This window comes from Phocaeicola salanitronis DSM 18170, from assembly GCF_000190575.1.
GTDB lineage: Bacteria > Bacteroidota > Bacteroidia > Bacteroidales > Bacteroidaceae > Phocaeicola > Phocaeicola salanitronis.
In genome coordinates this window covers 1,716,680-1,738,748 of the sequence record NC_015164.1, presented here as the reverse complement: position 1 = coordinate 1,738,748, position 22,069 = coordinate 1,716,680, and the positions used below count along the sequence as shown (strand labels likewise).

Sequence of the window (22,069 nt, the reverse complement as noted above, 5' to 3'; positions counted from 1 at the left end):
CCTTAATCAATCATGAGAATTATGAAAAGAAATATCATTCTATTGGCTTGTCTGCTGGCAGGCATAAGCTTCCATAGTTGTTCGTTGGATGAACCCAGCTATGGAAAGACAACCAGTGAAAACTATTACCAGACCGACTCTGAAATTGAACAAGCTTTGACCGGTGCTTATCTGCAATTACGCACCACGTGGAACGAATATGCATTGAACCATTACTTCGTAGGCGATTGCAGCACCGATGATGCACTGAAAGGAGGGAACGGAGACGGAGACCGTGCGGAAGTGCGTGATTTGTCCGACTTCACCGTCTATACGACTAATGGAGAAGTAGGGCGGCGCTGGGAAATTCTTTACCGCCTGATTAACCGATGCAACGATGTTATCTATCACGCACCGGATGCAGCAGGCGACAAAGACCTGCTGGAACGCTACGCAAAGGAAGCAAAAGCCTTGCGTGCCTTCGGCTATTATTGCCTGGTTACGACTTTCGGAGGGGTTCCCTTGCTCACCCAACCTATGCTGCCGGCCGAGGTATTAACCATTCCCCGTGCCTCGGAAGATGACATATATACACAAATCATACAAGACCTCACAGATGCTTCCACGCTCCCTGCAAAAGGAGAATATGACGAAGCCGATGCCTACCGCTTGACACGTGGATTCGCCAAGGCAATGCTTGCCAAAACTTATATGTTCCGTGGCGATTTCACATCAGCGGAAACCGTCTTGCACGAAATGGTGGAAACAGATGGAGATTACCAGCTTTTGCCCGATTATGGGATGAACTGGCGTCCTGAATATGAGAACGGTTCTGAATCGGTATTCGAGATACCCAATAAAGTATACGACCGGAATATCGCCACAGGTACGAATGTGCCTCACTATTTTACCAGCCGCGGAGGCTCTTCATCTTACCAAGGATATGGCTTCCATGTCCCTACACAAGATCTTTATGACGCATTCGATGCCGATGACCCACGCATCACTTACATTTTCACCCGGACAGGTGACAGATATGCAGGAGATACAGAAGAACAAGACAATTCAGGTTCTGAAACAGGATTTCATGATTACAAGATGACGGTACCTTCGGCTGATAAAGTAGGATTTGATCCATGGATGATCAGTTATAACATCCGAATGATCCGCTATGCCGATATCTTGTTGCTCTATGCCGAAGTCTTGAATGAGAATGGAAAGCCGGCACAGGCTCTTACGTATTTGAATCAAGTGAGAAGCCGCGCACGCAACACCAACCCCGTAGACCCGCGCAGGGATAAGCAGGTATATGTGCCTCAAACTACAGCAAACACCCTTCCCGACATTACGGTGACCGACCAAAGTCGTTTGCGTGAAATCATCTGGCACGAGCGCCGTTGTGAACTGGCTATGGAAGGATGGCGCCGGGATGACTTGATGCGTCAGAAACGTTTCGGTGAAGTGATGCATGCGTATGCACAAAAATATGACACCTCTAAAGGGCGAAATTTTGATGATGCGCGTGATTACCTGCTTCCTGTACCGCAAGGTGAAATCGATCGGACAAACGGTATATTAGTTCAGAATCCGGGATATTGATAATTATCTCAGGTTGCAGTTGCTTATATATGTACCTGCCAATGCATATACTTCCATCGGCCGGTGCATATATAATCCCTACATCCATCAAACACAGCTGCATAAGTGCGCAGAGTATAAACACTGCTTTGTGTCTTATGAAGCTGTGTTTTAGTCATTCTACACTACATTCTTTTTTCGGCTCAACAATTTTATGTCTTATCAGACAAAAGAAATTGAAAAAACACTATCTTTGTATCTTATACTATGACTGCATCCATGAAAAATAAACATTTACCATATCACCTGCTACTTGTTTTACTACTGATAATTGCATATCCGGCATATAGTGAGGATACTTATGTTTCCAAACAATTATCAAACATCAACGGATTGAACAACAATTCGGTCAATTGCATTATAGAAGATTCAGAACATACTATTTGGATTGGAACGTGGGACGGACTTAATGCCTATAATGGGCGTTCTTTCATTTCTTTCAGGTACAGCAGAGTAGATCCCAATACCCTAAGTAACAATGTCATTCGTCAAATTATTGAATCTGGCGAATACCTATGGATAGCTACAGACAACGGCATCAATAAATTAAACAAACAAACCCGAACGGTCACACGCTATTATTTAGGTAATAAAATACCTCAACAGGAACGTTCTTATATTTTGGCTCAAACACCGGACGGAGATATTTACTGTTTCGTAAAAGGACGCGGACTATTCTTATATCACGCAGATAAAGACGAATATATTCCACAGACTTTGAACGCAGCCTCTAGTGCCGAGTTTACAGATTTTCTCATCGATAAATCCGGACATGTGATATTCCTTACAAATACCGGTCATATAAAGGCGGCTTCCCATATCAATAAACTGATAAAGGGAAGCTCCTCCTTAAACGAACTTCCTTTAGAAAAAGTCAGCCGTATATTGCTGTCAGAAGAACATCTGATTGCGTTGACTCCGCAAACGGTTTCCATATTCGACAAAGAACTGAAAACCATTTCTACCATCAACCTGCAAACAGATAAGGAAGCGGCTTGCGCCATTTTAGAAAACCAAAAATTATATGTAGGTTTTATCGGAGGAGGGTGTATATGTTACGATTCATTAAACGGAAAGTATCAGCAATTAACAGATATACCACAACAGACCTCTGTATTATGCCTTTATAATGGAAGCCAACAAATCAGATGGGTAGGTACAGACGGGCAAGGAATTATCCAACTATATCCCTATGAAGTTCTGTTTTCAACCGTGAAGACAGACAATCCCGTACGGTGTTTTACCGAAGATGAAAGCCAACGCATTTTGGTAGGAACCAAAGGTAGTGGTATCAAATTGTTCGACAAGCAGAACCGGAAATTTCATTCATTTCTGGATGAAACACATGGATTGAAATCAATGTCGGTCTATGCTCTGAAAAAGAATCACAATAACGATATCTTTATCGGTTCCGAAGGTAAAGGTATTGATATTTTATATGCAGGGGAAAAAAAGGTTGAACCACTATATATTCCTCAACAATACCCAGTCTTCCAATCGGTATACAGTATCTGCTTTACTCACCATGATTCGCTGTTGTGGGTAGGAACATCCGGATATGGGCTTATCAAGATAAATCTGACAAAAGAGCGAGGCAAATACAAAGTGTCAGGTTTCAAGCAATACACTTCCGAAGTAGCAGACATTCCATTGAACAACGATATCGTATATACCATATCCGATGATACTTCTGGAGATTACGTCTGGTTCGGGACACGTGGTGGAGGACTCAACCGTATCGACTTATCAAACAATAAAATAGAATCCTTAGAAGAATTTTATACATCCGTACAGCTTACGAACAATGATGTTCTATGCTTATGTTCAAATCCTGACGGACTTTGGATAGGCACAAGTTATGGTTTAAACAGATTACAATGGAAAGGAAAGGTTTTGATGGAACAATATGCCGAGCAACTGATAAACAAAACCATTCACGGCATACTGAAAGACCCTAAAGGCAACATTTGGGCAAGTACTAACCAAGGTATTTTTCAATTGGATGTAGCTACGGGAAACATAACCGACTACACATTTAATGACGGTCTGCATAATGACGAATTTGCCGATGGGTCTTATTTTTGCGACTCAAAAAATACGCTTTTCTTTGGTGGAGCAAACGGTTTCACATATTTCAATCCTGAAAACATCCATTTGCGCACATTCAATCCAACCATAGTCTTGGATGAATTGAAAATATTCAATGTTAATGAAAATATTCCTTCACGTATAAAAAACGGTATCTTGAAGCTAAACTATGATGAACGTTCTTTTGTCTTGAAATTCTTGACAAAAGATTTTATAAAAAACGAAAATTGTGAATATGCCTATCGATTCAGCAATATTTCTTCTGATTGGATTTTTTTGGGAAACAATCCTAATATCAGCTTTGCACAATTGGTTCCCGGAACTTATAAACTGGAAGTAAAAACTACTAACGGTGACAAAGTTTGGGGGAATAATCTATATAAACTGACAATAAAAATAAATCATCCTTGGTGGTTCAGTATACCGGCTATCATCATTTATGTTATGTTCTGCATTATTATAGCCTACATTGCCAGGCATGTTATTATTGGACGTATCCGGCTCGGCAAACAGATTCTGATAACACGGATGGAAAAAGAACATGAACAAAAATTGTACGAGTCAAAACTGGATTTCTACGCCAATGTAGCACACGAGTTTTTCACTCCTCTTACTCTTATCTATACCCCTGCGCAGTATTTGTTGGAACAAAAAGGATTAAGCGAAGAGATGCACAAATATCTTGCCATTATAAAAAATAATGCGGAACGTATGCAACGGCTTATCCGTGAACTGGTAAACTTCCGGAAAGCAGGTGACGAAAACTTGGATTTGTGTCCTGAAACCATTGATGTAGAGCGGTTGATACTTGCGGTCACCGACAATTATGTCGACATTTTTAAGGAAAACAAAATCGACTTTCAAATAAAGATTGACAAGAATTTTTCCCTATATTCAGATCGTAATTCGCTGGAAAAAATACTTTTCAATCTTTTGTCAAATGCATTTAAATATACTCCACGTTCGGGATATGTATGGATAGAGGTCACTGAAGAAAATGGTGATACGCTCTTATTTAAGATACGCAATTCGGGAAATGGGCTGACCGAAAAACAGATGCAGGAGATATTTGACCGCTATAAGATATTTCCGGCTTCCTCTGATGCAGGCAACACCATGAGCCACGGCATCGGACTAAATTTAACCAAACGCTTAGTCGGTATTTTAGGTGGCAAGATTTCGGTAGAAAGTATTGTAGGAAAATATACTCAGTTCCAGCTTATTATCCCTCCATTGCCAGCCGGAACTGCTTCTCTCCTGTTGGATACGCCAGTCGAAGAAGCAATGGAGGAAAGCCCTAAAGAAGACAATATCTTCTATGGAAAATACGCAAATGTCTTAATAGTAGAAGACGATGCACATCTGCGGGATTTGTTGCGCGATATTCTAAAGGGATACATTGTGTTCGAAGCGGCAGATGGCAAAGAGGCATTGGAGAAAATAAAGAAAACTCATCCAGACATCATTCTTACAGACATCATCATGAATGGAATGGATGGTTTTACTTTCATTCAGGCTGTCAAGAGCGATCCGAACATTAGCTACATCCCATTGGTCGTCATCTCTGCTAAAAACTCGGTTGAAGATCAGATAAAGGCGAGTAACCTGGGTGCCAACAGTTATCTGACAAAGCCTTTCCATCCACTTCAAATCAAATCGACCATCGAGAACCTGATATCCAGACAGGAGTCTTTACGTAATTATTTTTATTCTAGCTTATCATCCATTAAAGTCAAAAACGGAAAGACATTACATGCTAATGATGAAGAACTAATAGAAAACGTTTACCGGCTTATTACTGAACATATTGATGAAGAGGCTTTGAGCCCTGTTTGGATTGCAGAAAGTTTGGGAATGAGCAAAGCCACTTTCTATCGTCGTCTGAAAGAAGTGCTGGATAAGACTCCCAGTGAATTTATCCGGGAAATCAGGTTGGACTATGCCGCCAAATTGTTGCGCACCACACAAATTACCGTATCTGAAGTCATGTTTCGTGCCGGCTTTTCCAATAAGTCTTATTTTTACCGGGAGTTCCAAAAGCAGTACAACGATTCCCCAAAAGATTATCGGAATAAAGCTGGTACAGAGCGAAATCTACCTTAAAAAGTAGTTGAATTAAAAAAAGGTTGGTATTGATATGAAAGAAGCCCCGCAGTTCAAGCATAACACTTGGTGGCGGGGCTTGACATTTCATGAGAGTATCAGAGGAAAACGCAGGCATTGGGGGTTACTTCAATTCTTTCCTCAGTGTTTCTATGTCAGTTATATAAGGGAATGTAGCGTTCCTTCCGTTAGGGAGTTGAATGGTTTGTAGGTTCAAGTCTTTGATATGAATTTCTTTTGTATTTTCTAATCCGAATGTCAGGTATTCATTGCCAGATGGAGAGAACCCTTTGGCTGATAAATCTGCAGCTGTTACGCAGGAAGGGGATTTAGGAATGAGCTTGTATAAGAAACGGCTTTTTTTGTGATGCAATAACAGATAGGCGGGAACGGGCATGCCTACTGGCATTTGCAGAGCACCGCGCCTGAATCCAGAACGGACATAATAGAGTTTATTTTGCAAAGTCAGATGCAATTGTTTTTCATCCTTATAGTAGCCTACTAATACGAATTCTTTTTCTGCTGAATGGATAGAAGTGAAGGCGTTTTTTATATTCAGGGCTATGAATTTAGCCAAACGGGGAGGTACGGCATTGCCAACCATTTTATAACCTTCTTGTATGTCGTTGTAAAAGAAACGGAAACTATCGGGAAAGCTTTGTATTCTGGCGCATTCCCTTATGCTGAACCGGCGGTATAAATGCTCATATCCGACTGCAAATATACGTTTGTGTGGGGATATATATTTCATGGTCGGAGCTTGCGGATGTAAAGGACAGTTCTTGGCTTGTGCCTGAATAGTAAATGAAACTTCATTCCATGCACGTACCCGATTGCGTGACATGAACTTTGCATCAAACGGTCCTGTGAAAACATCATGGTTAAGCCAACGTCCGTATGTTTGGTTTACGGTGTCGCCATCTGCATAAAAACGAGGGACTTCATTGATGTCTCCTATCGCTTTCTGTAAAGTTATATGAGCATTCTGTAAAGGATGTGGAAAGTGAAAATTGCAATTCAAGTCTTTTAGGAATCCTACGACAAATACCCGGTAACGGTCTTGAGGAATGCGGAAATCTGCCGCATTCAATAAGGCATAGCTTACAATATAACCGACTTTTTCAAGAATAGAAAGAAAAGATAAAAACGTTTGCAGATGTTTGTCGCTGATGATACCTTTAACATTTTCGATAACAAAAAATTTAGGTTGCTTCTCTTTTATTAACCGGACATAATCAAGGAATAGCTTTCCGCGCTCGTCGTTTAAGCCAAGTTGTTTGCCTCCTTCACTCCATGATTGGCAAGGGGGACCTCCGATAAATCCGTCACAATCAGGAATGTCGGAGGCATGTAATTCCCGAATATCTGATTTGCATAAAATGGTATTCGGATGGTTGTACTGGTAAGTTTCATGTATAGAAGCCTCGATGTCATTTGCCCAAATAACTTCTATTCCGGCTTGTTCGAAACCGAGGTCTAATCCGCCACAACCTGAAAAGAATGAAGCTACTTTCATACAATTATGTCATTTTATCCAGGTTGAATGGCACCTTTTTCTATCAATGTTTTTTTGATTTGTAAGGCAACATGATAAGCCAGGTTGACCGGAACTGCGTTGCCAATCATCTTATAGCCGTAGTTTACGTCATCGTAAATGAATTTGAAACTATCCGGGAAGCTTTGTATGCGTGCTACTTCACGGACGCTCATTCGCCTGTAAAGATGCTCGTATCCTTCTGCGAACTTTTGCAGGTTTTTCTCTACTTTAATCATTTTAGGAGCTTGAGGATGCAGTTGGCATTGCCGTCCGCTTGCCTGTACCGTAAAACCGGGTTCGTCCCATGAGCGAACTCGGTTGCGCGACATGAATATAGGAGAATATGCTCCTGTAAAATATTCATTATTGGGCACAATGCATGCATCTCCGTTCGTTTTGTTTTTGTCTCGTGCAGGAATAGCTGTGTCTTGTAAATCCCAAATACATTCACGTAAAGTCGGTTTGTGTTTAAGCGGGGTCGGGTACTTGAAATCGTGAATGTTCAAGTCTTTCCGGAATCCGATGTAAAAAACTCGGTCTCGGTCTTCGGCAACATCGTAATCATTGGCATTCAGCATTTTCAGATTTACGTCATAACCGGCTTCATCAAATAGTTTCATAAAGCCGCTTACTGCACTAGAATGGCGTTTGGCTAACATCCCTGATACATTTTCTGCTACAAAAAACAGGGGCTGTTTATCTTTAAGTATGCGGATATATTCATAAAACAATTGTCCGCGAGCATCTTCAATGCCTTTTAAAGAACCGGCTTCGCTCCACGATTGGCAAGGAGGACCGCCGATGATACCGGTAATGCCATCAGGAAATTCAGAAGATGGGATATTCCGTATATCTCCTTCTATCAGTTTAACATCAGGAAAATTTATCCGATAAGTTGGGCATATTTTGGCATCAAGTTCATTGGCGATTATCGTTTTGAATCCTGCATAATGGAAACCTAAATCCAGACCTCCGGCTCCGGAGAATAAACTAATTAATGTCATCATAATTAATTCCAGAAACAATTTAAAGTGATGATGGTTATTGGCATACCGATTATTTGAATGTCAAATTTTAGCGATGGCTCAACATCGTTTTTTGCGTTATGTATTCGGAAAGAGAATTGCCAGCCTTCATCCATATAGAGTTCAACTGTATTTTGACTTCCTGGCACAAAATCTAAATTAACAATTCGGGTAGGCAGAGACACTATGGGGATGATTTTTGCAGGTTTTTGCGTTTGGCTTGCCGACCCTAATGTACCGTGTAAGTTATAAGATTGGATTTTTGTATTCCGCTCTTTGTCGATACTGATAATTTTATAAAAGTCATATTCCCCTAAAAGATATTTGACTAACTTTCCGGGAATGTTTTTATGTTCTGCATATTGGCGTTTGATTTCATTGATGAATGCTTTCAACAACGGGATATAAACGTCTTTTTCTTTGTTTGGCAATTCTTTAAATTTCAAATGTCGCTTTTGGCAGGCTTTCAGATAGTCGAATGCAGAGCGTATTTCTTTCCAATAATCTGGTGAACAAGGTATGCCGTACCATTTGCTGCCAAAATCCAACCGGTCACTTAACCTGCTATGTTTTACGGCAAAATGATTGTGTTTTAGGCTTAATCCGATTTCCCAATGGATGCGGTTGCGTATAATTAAAATGTCACGTACATCTCCGCTTTCCCCTTTTTTATCGGTTTGTATCAATAATTCCAATACATCTTCCCCTTTTTCGATAATCCGTGGTTCTAATGTGAATATTTTGGCAACAGCTGCGTACGCACTTGTTTTATAGATATTCTGTATATTGGTAGTTAATTTATTCCATGCTCGTTGAGCAGCATAATAACTGCTGTTTGTAACGATTCTTGCCGGACGGATTTTATTTGTCTCTTCTTGAAGAGTAAGTAAGCAAATAAATTCGTAAGCTCTGCCTTGGATGTTACTTTTGTCGCTCATGGTTGTGTTATATAAATGAGTAGCAAAAGTATTAAAAACATTTGAATAATGCCATATTTTGTGCTTTTATTTTGTAATATTGTTGGAATTGGCGTAACTTTCGGGACAGAAATGATATGCAATGGACAAACTAACTAAAGAACAACGTCATCGGTGTATGGCTGCTATCCGCGGCAAGGATACCAAGCCGGAAATGATAGTCAGGAAGTATCTGTTTTCGAGAGGATTCAGGTACAGGCTGAACCATCCCCGTTTGCCCGGTCATCCCGATATCGTGTTGCGGAAGTATCGGACGGTTATCTTTGTCAATGGTTGTTTTTGGCACGGGCATGAAGGATGCAGGTATTCGCATTTGCCTCGGACGAATGTTGCGTATTGGCAAGCGAAGATAGAGCGGAACAAAGAACGCGATAAGCGGGAGCAACGTGAACTGGCAAGGATGGGCTGGCATTGCATTACCGTGTGGGAATGTGAGCTGAAACCTGCGAAAAGAAATGAAACATTAGAGTCTTTGGCATATACCTTGAATCATATTTATTTGAAAGACCGCTCCATTGTCCGTTATGAATTTCCTGAAGAAATTCCTATAATAGCTGCAGAGCCGGAACCGGAATATTAATGCCAAGTCAGGATGAAATGATAAAGAAAGCCTTATCTTTGTATGGTGTTGTGTTTTTTTATTGGATAAATGTATAGGTGATGAAAACGGTATTGATTTTAGTATTCTTTTGGGCATCTGCTATGTTGAGTTATGGACAGGAGCAAGTATTTGATATGGACACTGATGGAAATATCACTATCAAAAGGAAGTATGTCGAAACATATCCGGTTAAGAAGTATAAGAATACTTCTCCTTACATTCGAATGTTGGATGAAAGCGAATATACGTCTAATGGAGACAGATACGACATAGAATGCTTGAAATACAAGAATTGGGAAAATGATCCGGGAGACATACATATCATTCGTATAAGCTGCCAAGGAAAGGAAATATGTAGTTTGGAAAACAACGAAGGTTGGGGATACCTGACGGATGAGCCTGATGGTGATGTCAGGAAAACGTCTTTCTATTATAAGATAGACCAGGGTGAGGATTCCATGGCATTGTTGTTTATCGGCACTTATATAATGAGCCAACCGCCTCGCCTGACTATACTTGTTTTGAAAAATGGTAATGCCTCATTGGTATTTGACAGACCTTCCTATGTTAATAATGTAGATAAAAAAGGGAATGAAACCATATTTACGTTACAGACCAACACGGTAGAGTATAGGGATGTCGGTGTGCCATGCGACTCGCCGGAGCTTCATACGTTGGTGTTCAAGGAAGGGATGATTTATTACGAGTAATTAGAAAAAGCATTTGGAGAGTTTCTATATTGAGGATTTGCATATATATCCTCTTTGTGAAGTATAAATCTATTGGGCATAGTATATCTACGAAATATTTTGCTTTTAGTATCAAATTTAGTATCTTTGCACTCAAATAATAAAAGGATGGGAACTAAAGAAAAATTGATTGCCCGTATATTGTCACAGCCGAAAGACTTCACTTATGATGAAGCTAAAAGGTTGTTCGGCATATTCGGATATACAGAAAACAATAAAGGAAGCACATCAGGTTCACGTGTTGAATTTGTAAACCCGGAAGGTGATGCTCCTTTCACGTTACACAAGCCGCATCCGGGAAGCATATTAAAGGCATACGTGATAAAAGGTATTGTAGAGCATATACAGAAAAACAGGTTAATAGAAAAATACGAACAATCTAAAAACAAATAATTTATGGGATTCTTTAAATATAAGGGCTATTCGGGATCTGTAGAGTTCAGCCCGGAAGACAATTGCTTATTCGGTAAAGTACAGGGATTGCATAAAGCAACAATCTTGTATGAGGGGAACAGCGTGGACGAACTTCGTAAGGATTTTGAAGAAGGCGTTGACGATTATCTTTCGCGGTGTAAGGAACGGGGCGTACAGCCGGAAAAACCATATAGTGGAAAACTTATCGTAAGAATGTCTTCGGAGCTTCATTCACGTGTGGCCGAGGCTGTAGCCGGAAGCGGAACTACTATTAATGACTTCATCAATAAAGCTATCGTGAACGAATTGGAACATGAATATGCCATGTGAACAAGAATGGCCGGAACCGGAATATGGAAAGTGAATCTGTTGATGTTTTCGGAAAAGAATTTAAAATCTTTTCGTATATTTGCAGTTCTTGAGGGGTGGCATAGTGAAGTGGCAAACAGAGGATGAACAAACAAAAATATACATAGCTCATGACTTACCAATTTAAAATTCAGATTAAAGGTATCACCAAACCGCCTGTATGGAGGCGGATATTGGTACCGGATTCTTTTACTTTCCAGCAATTCCATTTCGTAATCCAAGAAGCCTTTGGGTGGGAAAACGCGCATTTGTATTCTTTTTCCGACAAAGCTTACGGCGGTTCTTTCTATATATCCGAACCGGATGAGATGGATGCTTTCTCTTTCGTTCCAAGAAAAGATGCAAGTAAGTTGAAATTGCGTACTTTTTGGGGAAAAGATTCCTCGAAAAGTCTGGTTTATTGGTACGACTTCGGGGATGACTGGATACATACGATCAAATTGGAGGCCGTATCCGATGAGGCTCTCTTGCATGCCCGTTGTCTGGCAGGTAAGGGAACTTGTCCTCCGGAAGATTGTGGCGGTGTGCCTGGCTATGAATATATGAAGGGATTGTTGGAAGAAGACCCGGAATCAGAAGAGGCTCAAGAAATGCGTGAATGGCTGGGGCTGGAAGACGGTGAGACTTGGGATGCCAATTGCTTTAATCTTGAAGAAACGAACCTGTATTTGTCTCAGTTATAAGGGTGACATAAAGTTTCAAAAGGCTGTCTCAAAATTGGAATCAACTTTCATTTTGTCATCCTGAGCGTAAGCGAAGGATCTCGAAAACAGAAGTTGATGCATACGAGATCCTTCGCTTTGCTCAGGATGACATTACTTTTTAATAGTCGTTCTTTATTTTGAGACAGCCTTTTGATGTATTCATCCGTTTTGGGGAATTACCGGATTTCCTTGATGGCTTCTACCAGGCGTGTGAAATCGGATGGGAATACATCGCCGATGTTTCCGATGCGGAAGGTATCAGCTTGAGAGATTTTACCCGGATAGATGACAAAGCCTTTCGCTTTCAGCTTTTGGTAGAAATCCTTGAAGTTGAAATCTGCCGAGGGATAATAGAATGAGGTGATGACAGGCGATTGTGCTTCATCGGGCAGCAGGGTACGGAATCCCAGTGAGCGCATGCCTTCTACCAGTGTACGGTGGTTTTCACTATAACGGGCATGACGTGCGGCGATGCCTCCTTCCGCCTTCAGTTCGTTCAGGGCTTGCATGAAGGCACGTACTACATGGGTAGGCGAGGTAAAGCGCCATTTGCCGTGTCCTTTTTCCATGGTTTCCCATTGGTCGTAGAGGTCGAGCGAGAGCGAACGTGCTACGCCTTTGCATTGCTCCAGGAGCGAACGGCGTGCCAAGATGAATCCGAATCCGGGAACGCCCTGGATGCATTTGTTGGCAGAACTAATCATGAAGTCGATGCCTAATTGCGCCATATCGATGGGTACTCCCCCGAAGCTGCTCATGGCATCTACTATCAACACTTTATCGTGGCGTTTTACAACCTCGGCGATGGCTTCCAGCGGATTGAGCACACCCGTGGTGGTTTCGCAATGCACTACCGATACGTGTGTCACTTCGGGATGCTCGTTCAGGTATGCGTCTACCTGTGCCGGGTCTACCTGTTGGGTTTCGTCGAACTTCATCAGGTGATAGTTCAGGTGATAATAGTCGGCTATTACCCCCATGCGTTTGCCGTATGCGCCGTTGGCGGCAACCAGCAGGTGGTCTTCGGGGCGGATGACCGAGCCTAAGGTCGCTTCTACGCAGAAGCTTCCGCTTCCTTGCATCAGTACGGCGGTATATTCTTCGGGGCGGCTGCTTGCCAATTCTACCAGTTCTTTGCGGATTACTTCCACGATGCCTACGTTATAGTCTTCGTCCCACGTGCACCAGTCGCTCATCATGGCTTCTTTTACGGTTTCACTTGTGGTTAACGGTCCGGGGGTCAATAATAAATACGGTCTCATATTTTAAGGGTATTAAAGTTCTAACGTATTATGTTATTCAATTATTAAAGTGTTTCGTTATTCATGCGTGCGTTAATGGCATTGATGAGGGCAGGAAGTTCCTTGATGGAATCCACTACATAGTGTGCTCCGGCGGCATACATGCGGTATCTTACTTCGAGCATACGTGCTTTCAGTTCTTCTTCGGGCATGTTTTGCACTTCTTCTTCGGTCAGTCCCAGTTCGTTGCTTCCCAAGATGACTCCCACGCTCCATACACCGGCGTTCACGCCTTCCTTGATGTCGGAAATCGTATCTCCGTATTTCAATACCGAGAAGCGGGAAGGAATGGCGAGGTCGCACATATTCTTATAAATCATATAAGGTGCAGGGCGTCCGGCGGGCAGGTTGTCCGAGGTGACGCAATTGTCTACCTTGTATCCTTGCTCGGCGGCGGAAGGGATGACGATGTCCATCATCTCTTGGGTATATCCTGTGGTGGAGCCTATCAGGATGCCCATGCCACGCAGGGTGTCGATGGTTTCCACTACATGCGCTATCGGACCCGAATAGTTGCGCAGGGTGCTGAAAAGCAAACGTTGGAATTCGGCGTAGCAGGATTGGATATCATTCTCGTTATAGTCGCGTCCGTATTTTTCGCGGAACGCCTGGCTTACGTGGTCGATACGGAACAGGGCACGGATTTCTTCAATCTTGGTCAGCCCCATGTGGGCACGTGTTTCGGCGGCACTCACTTCGAGTCCCAGGCTTCGGAAGCTTTCGATGAAAGCCGATACCGGTGCAAAACATCCATAATCTACGGCGGTTCCCGCCCAGTCTAAAATCACACATTCAATCTTTTTCATATAGCAGAAGTTGTTAAGTAGATATTATTTTCTTTTTCATTCTTTCTTGTTTCAGGTTGTTCCGCCTTTTCGGGCAGGGGGCCTTGCTTGCGCTTCCGGGCATAAATCATGTAAATCAGCGAGGCGATGAAGGAAAGGCAGCATGCCACTCCGATGAACAGGCTCATGTGGTTGTAGAAGGATGCCCAGTCGATGTGAGAGGCGCAGAATTCCTTGAAGAGCAACAAGCCGAGTGTGCCTAAATAGCCTACGAAATCGATGGTAATGATGAAGAACCCCACGTTTCCCTTTATCTTGAAGCAGGCGATGAAGCGTTCGAAGAAGATGGTCTGGAAGCTCAGGTAAGCGATGTCCAGGCAAAGGCTTTGAAGGAAGAGCCAGATGGTGGTGGGGATATGCTCGTTTCCTTCGGTCGCCCCTAAGAACGCCAAGGTTCCCATACCGAATGTAGAGAGTATCAATAACATGCAAAGCACCTTCAGGTGATTGTAGGTTGTGGCGAGCAAGGCGAATACAGCCAGCAGGACAAAGGTCGCTATCGAGTCGATTTGCGCGAATGCCCACGAAGAGATGGTCTGTACATCGATGATGCATACGATAAAGTCTTCCTTGATGTCGCGTTGTACGGTGAGCAGGAGGTTGGCTCCGAAAAGCAGGATGAGCAGGGGCATGAACCGGCGGAACAATGCCCAGCGCTGGTGCCCGTTCAGTGTGACGCGTTCTGAACGCGAAGCGATGTCGGCTTCCGTAGGTCTGGGGAAGCGGGTCATCATCCATCCGGTGAAGCAGAGCAGGGGAAAAGCCGCGGCTCCGATGAGGGCAGGCATCCAGAACTCGCTCACGTGAAGCTGGTTGAGCGCATAAAGGCCTAACGATTTCGCCACGCCCGAGCTGAGTGCCATGCTTACGCCCATGATGCTGGCAAGGATGTCGGTGGTGCGCCGCCCTTCGAGGAAACTGAAAATCACTCCCCACATGCAGCCCAGCGAAAGCCCGTTGAAGTAGAGCGCCACTATATTATAAGGTATAGGGAGCACGCCGAAAGCGATGAGCGAGATTTCGGACAAAGCCGCCGAGCCGATGATGAACTTCAGGCGTCCTTCGGGTCTTAATTCGGAAATGTACTTGATGCCTAATAACTTTGCGCTTACATAACCCAGCAATTGGATGATGCTGACGGCTATCTTGTAGTCCATCCCGTACACTTGTAGCCCTTCGAACTCTGCCGCCGTGAAAGGCTTGCGCAGGGCATAGGCCAGGGAATAGGAAAGCAGGGCTGTGCCTCCTGCCCAAAGCACGAAGAGCCAGTCGGGCATCGGCTTTTTGTTTCCGGGTATGGTTTGTGTTTGAGTTCTCATGTTTCTGTTCTCGTTTTGATTCCGGTGCAAAAGTAGGGCCTTGCCGTCAAGGGAAAAATGAATAAAGCAGGAATCATATTCGTGTAACAATTCAGAAACATTCCTGAAACGGTTCTTTTACAAAATAGACATCACACTGACATGGAAATGAAACCGGTTTGTAATATGAGGAAGCGTTACAATTGTTACAATTACAATTAATTGAAAACCGTTTTTCATGTAAGCCAGCCGATGGCGCGAACTTCTTCTTTAAAAATTATATATTATATATATTATAATATATATATAATATATAATTTTATGTTGTGTCAGTCTTCCCTCATTGGAATCTGGAATCGCCTTGTTGAAATACACTTTTGTAATTGTCATTTGTAACAATTGTAACGCTTCGTGTCTTCCAAACTTGCATATACAGGCACATGCCGGTGCAGCTATATGCATCGGGCAACGCAACTATCTGCATGATTCGGGGCGGATATTTGAAGAATTTTGATTAACTTCGTGCCCAAACCCTGTTTTTATTGTGGAGGAATTAAAAGAAATATACGACCGCATGACATTCTTGCGCCAGAAAGGCGTCAAGATGAAGGACATGGCGGAACGGGCAGGCTTTTCGCCCAGCGTCTTGTCGGCTATTTATTCGACGGTGCTTCCCGCTTATTTCAAGAACCGCGAGAAAGGGATGGGCGAGGAAGAGGCGTTGAACAATGCGCTGGTGTGGGTGAACAATGTGTCGAAAAAGAAATTGCTCGGTTCGCTTGCCCGATTGAAAGACTCTTTGTTCTCCACGGATTATCAGGCAAAGGCGGTTCCGGAAGATGCCCGATGCCCGTTTCTCGTACAGTTGGAAAACAATGTGCAGGAGACGATGGGGCGTGTGTTCAACTTCAGCGGCATTTACATCAGCTATAGCATTTCGTCGGGGAGCCGGAGCCTGAAGATTGAACCCTACCTGATTGCCCCTGCCGAGAACGGCAATTATGTGGAGGTGGGGCATAACAATGCGTATGGGGTGACCCATTGGGGTACGGCTTTGATGAACGGCTTCAACCACCTGTACCTGATGTTCAACGAGAACCCTTCGCCCCAACTCTCTTTGTTCTACATTTGCCTGAAGCTTCCGATGTACGACCGTCCGCCTTTCTTGCGCGGCCTGTATATGTGTTTCGACTATAATTACAATCCCGTGGCGCGGCGCATCCTTTTTGTAAAATATTCGGACAGCATAGCGCGCGACGAGTTTTTGAAACTGAAGGGAGAACTGAAGGCTCCGGAGGTGCTGGATGAAAAAGAAAAGGCATACTACGATTATACCTGTCAGGCGGAAGATATTATCCGTATGTGCAACATTCCTTCGCCTCGGATGACGAAAGAAGACTTAATCGTAGAGAAGAAGATTCTTTCGCTATGAAACGTTTTTAACAGAATATGATAGCGGAATGACTTGGTTTTAGTGAATTTTTATTACTTTTGTAGCATGAATAAGGGGTAAGGCACTTAAAGAATGCAAAGAAAGAAAAATGAAACAAAATCGAAAAACATGTTGAAAGACATACTTTTTTATTTGTTTAGTTCAAAAAAAGGCCTCACCTTTGTAGCGTTATCCTGAAAACAATCTTTTTACCTTAAAAAAAACTAATACCTATTGAAAACTTAAAAAAGCTTCTTTGTGAAAAGAGGCTTTTTTTATGCCCGTATGTTTGCGCTTTTTTATAAATTTTTCCTCAACCTTATCTGTTGATTTACGAAAATCGCTACTTTTGTATGATTTAAAATTTGAGTTATGGCACAACCATTGGCAGAGCGGATGCGTCCGAAGACGTTGGACGATTACATAGGTCAGAAGCATTTGGTGGGAGAGGGGGCTGTATTGAGGCGCATGATTGACGCCGGGCGTATCTCTTCCTTTATTTTATGGGGTCCTCCAGGAGTAGGGAAGACTACATTGGCTCAGATTATAGCCAACCGGCTGGAAGTTCCTTTCTATACGTTGAGTGCGGTCACTTCGGGAGTAAAAGAAGTGCGGGATGTCATAGAGAAGGCTCGTAACGGGCGTTTTTTTTCCAGCCAAAGCCCGATTCTGTTTATCGACGAGATACACCGGTTCAGCAAGTCCCAGCAGGATTCCTTGCTGGGAGCGGTAGAGACGGGAGTGGTGACACTGATAGGAGCTACTACGGAGAACCCTTCGTTCGAAGTCATCCGTCCCCTGCTTTCGCGATGCCAGCTCTATGTGTTGAAACCGCTCGAGAAAGACGATTTGCTGGAACTGCTTCATCACGCGCTGGAGAAGGACAGTATATTAAAGGAGAAACACATCGAACTGGAAGAGACCGATGCGATGCTCCGCTATTCGGGAGGTGACGCGCGGAAGTTGCTTAATATTCTGGAACTGGTGGTAGAGGCGGACGATTCGGAGCCGGTTGTGATTACGGACGAGAAAGTGGTGGAGCGTTTGCAGCAGAATCCGTTGGCATACGATAAGGACGGGGAGATGCACTACGATATCATTTCGGCTTTCATCAAGTCCATTCGGGGAAGTGACCCGGACGGAGCGCTTTATTGGCTTGCACGCATGGTAGAAGGGGGCGAGGACCCGGCGTTCATTGCCCGGCGTCTGGTTATCTCGGCATCCGAAGATATCGGCTTGGCGAACCCCAACGCCTTGCTTTTGGCAAATGCGGCATTCGATGCCGTGATGAAAATCGGTTGGCCCGAAGGGCGTATCCCTTTGGCGGAAGCTACGGTTTATCTTGCGACAAGCCCGAAGAGCAATTCGGCATACATGGGCATCAATGCGGCGCTCGAAACCGTGCGCGATACAGGGAACTTGCCTGTTCCCTTGCACTTGCGGAATGCTCCGACCAAGTTGATGAAGCAATTGGGATATGCCCGGAATTATAAATATGCACACGATTATAAAGACCATTTTGTGGTGCAGCAATTCTTGCCGGACGGGATTCAGGCACAACGTTTCTGGCATGCGCAAGAGAATCCGGCTGAACAGAAGCTGAAGGACCGCATGGTGCAGTTATGGGGAGAAAGATTTAAAGAATAATTAAAGAATAAATGTATGAAAATAGTAGTATTGGATGGATATACCTTGAATCAAGGCGAACGGGATTGGGAAGAATTGAACGAACTGGGAGAGGTGACGGTGCACGACCGTACGGCGCAGGAGGACGTGGTGCGGAGAGCCGCAGGAGCCGAAGTGGTATTGACGAATAAAGTGGTGCTCAACCGTTCTGCAATCGAGCATTTGCCCGACTTGAAATATATCGGCGTATTGGCTACAGGATATAACATCGTTGATTTGGATGCTGCCCGCGAGCGGGGGATTGTAGTGACCAATATTCCCGCATACAGTACCGATTCGGTGGTGCAAATGGCTTTTGCCCATATTTTGAATATTGCGCTTCGGGTAGGTCATTATGCGCGTGAGGTTCAAAATGGGGTATGGAGTGCCCAGCCTGACTTTTCGTATCGCGACACGCCTCTGATAGAACTGAAGGGGAAACGTATCGGATTAATCGGTTTCGGCCATATCGGTCAGGCTATGGCTAAGGTGGCTTCGGCGTTTGGCATGAAAGTGGTGGTTTGTCCGCATAATATGAATATGAAATTGCCGAAAGAATACGAGAAGGCGAAGCTGAATGATGTGTTTTCTACATGCGATATCGTGAGCCTGCATTGCCCCTTGACTTCCGAAACCAAAGAGATGGTGAATTCGTTCCGTTTATCCTTGATGAAGCAAGGAGCGATTCTGATTAATACGGGCAGGGGAGGCCTGATAGACGAGAAGGCGTTGGAGCGGGCTTTGATGAGCGGCAAGTTGCTTGGTGCAGGGCTGGATGTGCTCTCGTCCGAACCGCCCTCGCCGGGAAATCCGCTTTTGAAGTTAAAGAATTGTTTCATTACGCCTCACATAGCGTGGGCTACTCATGAAGCCCGGGAAAGGCTTATGGCGCAGGTGGTAGAGAATCTGAAAGCATGGATGAACGGTACACCTATTAATAATGTATTGGAGGGTTAAGCATGACGAAAGAAGAGCGGATAGCGAAAGCGGTGTCTTTATTCAAGGAAGGATATAATTGTGCACAGTCGGTGGTAGGCGCATACGCCGACTTGTATGGCTTTACACCCGAGCAGGCGTTCCGGATGTCGGCCTCGTTCGGAGCCGGAATCGGGCGGATGCGCCTGACATGTGGAGCCGCATGTGGCATGTTTTTGCTTGCGGGGCTGGAGCGTAGTGCAGTGGTAGGGGCAGACCGTGCAGGCAAGTCTGCCAATTATGCTTTGGTGCAGGAACTTGCCGCAAAGTTCAAGGAGCAGACCGGCACCTTGTGTTGTGGAGAGTTGTTAGGGCTGACCAAAAAAGAGCCGGTCAGCGCCATTCCCGAAGAGCGCACGCCGCAGTATTATGCCAAGCGCCCTTGTCCTCGCATGATAGAGCTGGCGGCGCGGATATTCGGTGACTTTTTGGAAGAACAGGGGAAGCTTGTTAAATAAATGTTACAAGAAAATGACGGAAATTTGTGTTTCTCGTTCATTTTTTGAAAGATAACCCAAAAGTTTTTCTTTAAAAAAGCACAAGTGGACGTTTTTTTCTGTATTTTTGCATCGATTATACAGACTTTTCTGAGTTAGAGTAGTTTTACGATTTAAAAGCAAAAGATTATGTTAAAAGAAAAAGCAGGTGTTATCGCCGGACAAATCTGGGAAGCACTGAATGGAAAAGAAAAAGGAATGACTCAAAAAGAGCTGAAGAAAGCAGCTAAGCTGAAAGCAGATAAAGATCTGTTTTTAGGATTGGGTTGGTTGTTGAGAGAAGACAAGATTGAAACGAAAGAGGAAGAGGGTGAATTGTCTGTTAAGTTGAAATAAGTAAAATCTTGCGAATTAAAAAAGCGCGTTGAAAAAGGTTCTCTTTTTCATCGCGCTTTTTCTTTAAACGGCATTATTCATCCGATATAATAGCTTAGTTCGATGTATAATGCAGATGCATGCTGTTGGTCGCCTTCTTCAAATTGGATTTTTCCTTCTCGTGCCAGCCATCCGATAGCGGCATTCAGTTCACGGTCACGCAATCCAGTTGCATTTTTCAATTCTTGGTATTCCCATTTCCGATTATCACCGTAGAGCAATCTCCAGATGATACCTGCGCTTTCGCCAATACTTTGCATGTTCATAATTGTATGTTTTTAAGGTGTAATAGTCCGGTTATAAGCTGAAAATCTCTTTTCTTAAAAGGGGCTTTGCCTAAACTTCATTACAAATATACTTCAAATTATGATAAATCCCAATATTTTTTGTAAATTAGAGGCGATTAATTAGATGTTTAACCTAAATCATTGCATTTATGAGAAAGTATTTGGCTGAAATGATTGGGACAATGGTTTTAGTCCTGATGGGATGCGGAAGTGCGGTTTTTGCCGGAAATGCGGCGGACGCACTGGGTACAGGAGTAGGCACAATCGGAGTTGCCTTGACTTTTGGCTTGTCGGTGGTCGCTATGGCTTATACCATAGGAAATGTTTCTGGATGCCATATCAATCCGGCTATAACGTTGGGGGTGTGGATGTCGGGGCGCATGAGCAGCCGTGATGCGTTGATGTATATGATATTCCAGATTATCGGCGGCATCATCGGTTCGTTGATTTTGGTGCTGTTGATTTCTACGGGCGGTCATGGAGGACCCACCATATCGGGTGCCAACTCGTTCGACCAAGGCGAGATGGCTCAGGCTTTTATTGCCGAAGCGGTGTTTACCTTTATTTTTGTGTTGGTGGTGCTTGGTGCTACCGATGAAAAGAAAGGGGCGGGCAACTTTGCCGGTCTGGCTATCGGTCTGGCATTGGTATTGATTCACATTGTTTGTATCCCGATAACGGGCACTTCGGTCAATCCGGCGCGGAGCATTGGTCCGGCGTTGGTAGAAGGAGGACAAGCCTTAGAACAGCTTTGGCTCTTCATCGTGGCTCCGTTTATAGGTGCAGCGTTCAGCTCGTTGGTATGGAAAACCCTCGGTGGGGGCAGGTAAGATAAACGCTATCTGATAAAGACATAGAAATTAACAGACGGCGGGTGTGTCAAAATAGAATTGTCTATTCTGGCACACCCGCATTTTTTGAATACCGGTACTGAACCTTTCAAGCGCGCATGGATGCCCGATATCCTTAAAATACGGGCGTACGTGTCGTGTAACGTGACCGCCTGACTTATCCGATGCGACCGTCCGCTTCAGCTTGCATGAGCGTTCGCATTTTATTTTTTGTCCGGATAATCTTTTTTATTTTTTGTATTGCTTCTGTAATTGCATTCTCACGCTAATGTAACAGGGCTGTATCTGTTTTGAAGTGTAGAAGCCGTTTCTTTGCATTCGAAAACAAAAACGTAGTTAATTTTAACAAAGCAAAGGAA

General features: G+C 43.7%; 20 protein-coding genes. 13 read left to right on the top strand and 7 right to left on the bottom strand.

Annotation, left to right across the window (positions count from 1 at the left end):
• The first annotated feature begins 21 nt into the window (after positions 1-21).
• A complete protein-coding gene (locus BACSA_RS07670) occupies positions 22-1,578 on the top strand; it encodes a RagB/SusD family nutrient uptake outer membrane protein (protein WP_041583933.1) in 1,557 nt (518 codons plus the stop codon).
• Positions 1,579-1,836: 258 nt separating this feature from the next.
• On the top strand, positions 1,837-5,808 hold the full coding sequence (locus tag BACSA_RS07665) for a hybrid sensor histidine kinase/response regulator transcription factor (RefSeq protein ID WP_041584294.1): 3,972 nt from the start codon (positions 1,837-1,839) through the stop codon (positions 5,806-5,808).
• A gap of 124 nt (positions 5,809-5,932) precedes the next feature.
• Here BACSA_RS07665 and BACSA_RS07660 read toward each other — a convergent pair whose 3' ends face one another.
• From BACSA_RS07660 to BACSA_RS07650, 3 genes are read right to left on the bottom strand one after another with little or no spacing between them, the layout of a single operon-like run.
• Positions 5,933-7,324: a DNA cytosine methyltransferase gene (locus BACSA_RS07660; protein WP_013617538.1), complete on the bottom strand. Its 1,392-nt coding sequence runs from the start codon at positions 7,322-7,324 to the stop codon at positions 5,933-5,935.
• A 14-nt stretch (positions 7,325-7,338) separates the two neighbouring features.
• Positions 7,339-8,349: a DNA cytosine methyltransferase gene (locus BACSA_RS07655; protein WP_013617537.1), complete on the bottom strand. Its 1,011-nt coding sequence runs from the start codon at positions 8,347-8,349 to the stop codon at positions 7,339-7,341.
• Between the two features lie 5 nt (positions 8,350-8,354).
• The gene (locus BACSA_RS07650; RefSeq protein ID WP_013617536.1) at positions 8,355-9,308 is read right to left on the bottom strand and encodes a HaeIII family restriction endonuclease; all 954 of its coding nucleotides are present in this window, start codon (positions 9,306-9,308) and stop codon (positions 8,355-8,357) included.
• Between the two features lie 121 nt (positions 9,309-9,429).
• Here BACSA_RS07650 and BACSA_RS07645 point away from each other — a divergent pair, with 121 nt between their 5' ends.
• The 5 genes from BACSA_RS07645 (at position 9,430) to BACSA_RS07625 (ending at position 12,163) form a co-directional block, all read left to right on the top strand.
• The gene (locus BACSA_RS07645) at positions 9,430-9,927 is read left to right on the top strand and encodes a very short patch repair endonuclease (protein WP_013617535.1); all 498 of its coding nucleotides are present in this window, start codon (positions 9,430-9,432) and stop codon (positions 9,925-9,927) included.
• Positions 9,928-10,007: 80 nt separating this feature from the next.
• A complete protein-coding gene (locus tag BACSA_RS07640) occupies positions 10,008-10,658 on the top strand; it encodes a hypothetical protein (RefSeq protein WP_013617534.1) in 651 nt (216 codons plus the stop codon).
• A 147-nt stretch (positions 10,659-10,805) separates the two neighbouring features.
• Entirely contained in the window at positions 10,806-11,090 is a 285-nt protein-coding gene (locus tag BACSA_RS07635) for a type II toxin-antitoxin system HicA family toxin (RefSeq protein ID WP_013617533.1), read from the top strand.
• 3 nt (positions 11,091-11,093) lie between these two features.
• Positions 11,094-11,441, top strand: coding sequence for a type II toxin-antitoxin system HicB family antitoxin (locus BACSA_RS07630; protein ID WP_013617532.1), 348 nt, complete (start codon positions 11,094-11,096; stop codon positions 11,439-11,441).
• A 149-nt stretch (positions 11,442-11,590) separates the two neighbouring features.
• A complete protein-coding gene (locus BACSA_RS07625; RefSeq protein ID WP_013617531.1) occupies positions 11,591-12,163 on the top strand; it encodes a plasmid pRiA4b ORF-3 family protein in 573 nt (190 codons plus the stop codon).
• A 197-nt stretch (positions 12,164-12,360) separates the two neighbouring features.
• Here BACSA_RS07625 and phnW read toward each other — a convergent pair whose 3' ends face one another.
• From phnW to BACSA_RS07610, 3 genes are read right to left on the bottom strand one after another with little or no spacing between them, the layout of a single operon-like run.
• Positions 12,361-13,446, bottom strand: a complete 1,086-nt coding sequence (phnW, locus tag BACSA_RS07620; protein ID WP_013617530.1) for a 2-aminoethylphosphonate--pyruvate transaminase — start codon at positions 13,444-13,446, stop codon at positions 12,361-12,363.
• A 44-nt stretch (positions 13,447-13,490) separates the two neighbouring features.
• Positions 13,491-14,291 (bottom strand): phosphonoacetaldehyde hydrolase, encoded by an 801-nt coding sequence (phnX, locus tag BACSA_RS07615; protein ID WP_013617529.1) that lies wholly within the window; start codon positions 14,289-14,291, stop codon positions 13,491-13,493.
• Complete coding sequence (locus BACSA_RS07610) at positions 14,288-15,649, bottom strand: DUF5690 family protein (RefSeq protein WP_013617528.1); 1,362 nt, start codon at positions 15,647-15,649, stop codon at positions 14,288-14,290. Before BACSA_RS07610 ends, phnX begins: the two co-directional genes overlap by 4 nt.
• Positions 15,650-16,172: 523 nt before the next feature.
• Here BACSA_RS07610 and BACSA_RS07605 point away from each other — a divergent pair.
• From BACSA_RS07605 to BACSA_RS07585, 5 genes are all read left to right on the top strand, one after another.
• Positions 16,173-17,060: a hypothetical protein gene (locus BACSA_RS07605; RefSeq protein WP_013617527.1), complete on the top strand. Its 888-nt coding sequence runs from the start codon at positions 16,173-16,175 to the stop codon at positions 17,058-17,060.
• A 372-nt stretch (positions 17,061-17,432) separates the two neighbouring features.
• On the top strand, positions 17,433-18,707 hold the full coding sequence (locus BACSA_RS07600; protein WP_013617526.1) for a replication-associated recombination protein A: 1,275 nt from the start codon (positions 17,433-17,435) through the stop codon (positions 18,705-18,707).
• A gap of 15 nt (positions 18,708-18,722) precedes the next feature.
• Positions 18,723-19,682: a D-2-hydroxyacid dehydrogenase gene (locus BACSA_RS07595; RefSeq protein ID WP_013617525.1), complete on the top strand. Its 960-nt coding sequence runs from the start codon at positions 18,723-18,725 to the stop codon at positions 19,680-19,682.
• A 2-nt stretch (positions 19,683-19,684) separates the two neighbouring features.
• Complete coding sequence (locus BACSA_RS07590) at positions 19,685-20,158, top strand: C-GCAxxG-C-C family protein (protein WP_013617524.1); 474 nt, start codon at positions 19,685-19,687, stop codon at positions 20,156-20,158.
• 168 nt (positions 20,159-20,326) lie between these two features.
• Positions 20,327-20,533: a winged helix-turn-helix domain-containing protein gene (locus BACSA_RS07585; protein WP_013617523.1), complete on the top strand. Its 207-nt coding sequence runs from the start codon at positions 20,327-20,329 to the stop codon at positions 20,531-20,533.
• A 77-nt stretch (positions 20,534-20,610) separates the two neighbouring features.
• On the opposite strand, the gene BACSA_RS07580 is transcribed toward BACSA_RS07585, so the two are convergent.
• Positions 20,611-20,838, bottom strand: a complete 228-nt coding sequence (locus BACSA_RS07580; protein WP_013617522.1) for a winged helix-turn-helix domain-containing protein — start codon at positions 20,836-20,838, stop codon at positions 20,611-20,613.
• A 170-nt stretch (positions 20,839-21,008) separates the two neighbouring features.
• On the opposite strand from BACSA_RS07580, the gene BACSA_RS07575 reads away from it, so the two are divergent.
• Entirely contained in the window at positions 21,009-21,689 is a 681-nt protein-coding gene (locus BACSA_RS07575) for an MIP family channel protein (protein WP_013617521.1), read from the top strand.
• The last annotated feature ends 380 nt before the right edge of the window (positions 21,690-22,069 follow it).

What these genes read in the sequence shown, in the direction of transcription:
- BACSA_RS07575 (WP_013617521.1), top strand. Translation starts at nt 21,009, where the DNA reads ATGAGAAAGTATTTGGCTGAAATGATTGGGACAATGGTTTTAGTCCTG.
- phnX (WP_013617529.1), bottom strand. Translation starts at nt 14,291, where the DNA reads ATGAAAAAGATTGAATGTGTGATTTTAGACTGGGCGGGAACCGCCGTA.
- BACSA_RS07650 (WP_013617536.1), bottom strand. Translation starts at nt 9,308, where the DNA reads ATGAGCGACAAAAGTAACATCCAAGGCAGAGCTTACGAATTTATTTGC.
- BACSA_RS07590 (WP_013617524.1), top strand. Translation starts at nt 19,685, where the DNA reads ATGACGAAAGAAGAGCGGATAGCGAAAGCGGTGTCTTTATTCAAGGAA.
- BACSA_RS07630 (WP_013617532.1), top strand. Translation starts at nt 11,094, where the DNA reads ATGGGATTCTTTAAATATAAGGGCTATTCGGGATCTGTAGAGTTCAGC.
- BACSA_RS07670 (WP_041583933.1), top strand. Translation starts at nt 22, where the DNA reads ATGAAAAGAAATATCATTCTATTGGCTTGTCTGCTGGCAGGCATAAGC.
- BACSA_RS07660 (WP_013617538.1), bottom strand. Translation starts at nt 7,324, where the DNA reads ATGAAAGTAGCTTCATTCTTTTCAGGTTGTGGCGGATTAGACCTCGGT.
- BACSA_RS07635 (WP_013617533.1), top strand. Translation starts at nt 10,806, where the DNA reads ATGGGAACTAAAGAAAAATTGATTGCCCGTATATTGTCACAGCCGAAA.
- BACSA_RS07640 (WP_013617534.1), top strand. Translation starts at nt 10,008, where the DNA reads ATGAAAACGGTATTGATTTTAGTATTCTTTTGGGCATCTGCTATGTTG.
- phnW (WP_013617530.1), bottom strand. Translation starts at nt 13,446, where the DNA reads ATGAGACCGTATTTATTATTGACCCCCGGACCGTTAACCACAAGTGAA.
- BACSA_RS07580 (WP_013617522.1), bottom strand. Translation starts at nt 20,838, where the DNA reads ATGAACATGCAAAGTATTGGCGAAAGCGCAGGTATCATCTGGAGATTG.
- BACSA_RS07595 (WP_013617525.1), top strand. Translation starts at nt 18,723, where the DNA reads ATGAAAATAGTAGTATTGGATGGATATACCTTGAATCAAGGCGAACGG.
- BACSA_RS07585 (WP_013617523.1), top strand. Translation starts at nt 20,327, where the DNA reads ATGTTAAAAGAAAAAGCAGGTGTTATCGCCGGACAAATCTGGGAAGCA.
- BACSA_RS07665 (WP_041584294.1), top strand. Translation starts at nt 1,837, where the DNA reads ATGAAAAATAAACATTTACCATATCACCTGCTACTTGTTTTACTACTG.
- BACSA_RS07600 (WP_013617526.1), top strand. Translation starts at nt 17,433, where the DNA reads ATGGCACAACCATTGGCAGAGCGGATGCGTCCGAAGACGTTGGACGAT.
- BACSA_RS07610 (WP_013617528.1), bottom strand. Translation starts at nt 15,649, where the DNA reads ATGAGAACTCAAACACAAACCATACCCGGAAACAAAAAGCCGATGCCC.
- BACSA_RS07625 (WP_013617531.1), top strand. Translation starts at nt 11,591, where the DNA reads ATGACTTACCAATTTAAAATTCAGATTAAAGGTATCACCAAACCGCCT.
- BACSA_RS07655 (WP_013617537.1), bottom strand. Translation starts at nt 8,349, where the DNA reads ATGACATTAATTAGTTTATTCTCCGGAGCCGGAGGTCTGGATTTAGGT.
- BACSA_RS07645 (WP_013617535.1), top strand. Translation starts at nt 9,430, where the DNA reads ATGGACAAACTAACTAAAGAACAACGTCATCGGTGTATGGCTGCTATC.